The organism is Microbacterium umsixpiens (genome assembly GCF_053543675.1).
In genome coordinates, this window is record NZ_JBLVOH010000126.1 from 4134 (window position 1) to 5191 (window position 1058).

Genomic DNA, 1058 nt, shown 5'->3' on the forward strand with positions numbered 1-1058 from the left:
CGACCACGATGTCGGTCGCAGGGCATAATCTGGGCGCATGGCGGAACTCGACCGTGTGCGCGTCTGGGGCGAAGCACTGATCACGCTGCATCTCGACGACAGCTGGACCTTCGGCTTCGACCATGCCAAGCGCCGGGCCGGGCAATGCGACTACACGAAGAAGCGCATCACGGTCTCGCGCTATCTCGCCGCCCGCTTCGAAGACGACGAGATCCACCAGGTGCTGCTGCATGAGGTCGCGCATGCACTCGCCGGACATGCGGCTGCACACGGACCGGCATGGAAACGCGTGGCGGAAGAACTCGGCTACGTCGGCGGAACGACCCATCACGGGGAGACCGCTGTCGAGCTCGCGCCATGGGTGGGAAGCTGCCCTGCCGGCCACGTGACCTACCGGCATCGGCGGCCGACGAGGGCGACCTCGTGCGCACGCTGCTCACGCACGTTCGACGCCACGCACGTCTTCGCGTGGACCCGCCGCGAGATCCCGTCCGACGTGCGTCTCGCCGCTCAGATGCCGCGCTGACCGCCGCTCAGCGCTTAGCGCGGCAGACCGTCGGGGTGCTCGTCCTCGAGAACGACGGCGTCTTCCTGCGCCTCCCCGGCAGCACGGCGTCGACGCAGCAGGGCGGTGATCGCCCGCCAGACGACGAGGAACACCCCGAGCACGATCGTGGCCACGATGATGAACGGCACCTCGGCGGTGTCACCGCTGAGCACGCGGATGAGCATGCCGCCGGCGACCGTCACGATCCAGACCACCGTGCCCCACAGCACCGACCACGGCCGAGGCGGCCTGCCGGGGAGCAGCGCCGCGAGCACATGACCGACCGCGAGAGCGATCAGGAACGGCCAGGCGGTCAGCAGGAACCCCGCCGGATTCTCATCGTGCGAGGCACGACCGATCGCGGCGAAGACGAGCACGAGCACGATGTCGACGATGACGGCGGGGAGGTACCTCATGCCACGACCCTACGTCGCGCCGGCCGAACCATCGTCTCCCGCGCGGCGTCGGGCGGAGATCTCCGCGTGGGGAGGAGAGTGCGACGACGAGCATC

The 1058-nt window shown here is 69.0% G+C and carries 2 protein-coding genes; one reads left to right on the forward strand and one right to left on the reverse strand.

Translation table 11 applies throughout. The features are described from left to right. Positions 1-37 precede the first annotated feature (37 nt). Positions 38-526, forward strand: a complete 489-nt coding sequence (locus ACNPM4_RS12545; RefSeq protein ID WP_448985906.1) for a SprT-like domain-containing protein — start codon at positions 38-40, stop codon at positions 524-526. 14 nt (positions 527-540) lie between these two features. Here the strand turns inward: ACNPM4_RS12545 and ACNPM4_RS12550 are convergent, their stop codons facing one another. After that, positions 541-963, reverse strand: a complete 423-nt coding sequence (locus ACNPM4_RS12550) for a DUF3054 domain-containing protein (RefSeq protein ID WP_448985907.1) — start codon at positions 961-963, stop codon at positions 541-543. Positions 964-1058: the final 95 nt, after the last annotated feature.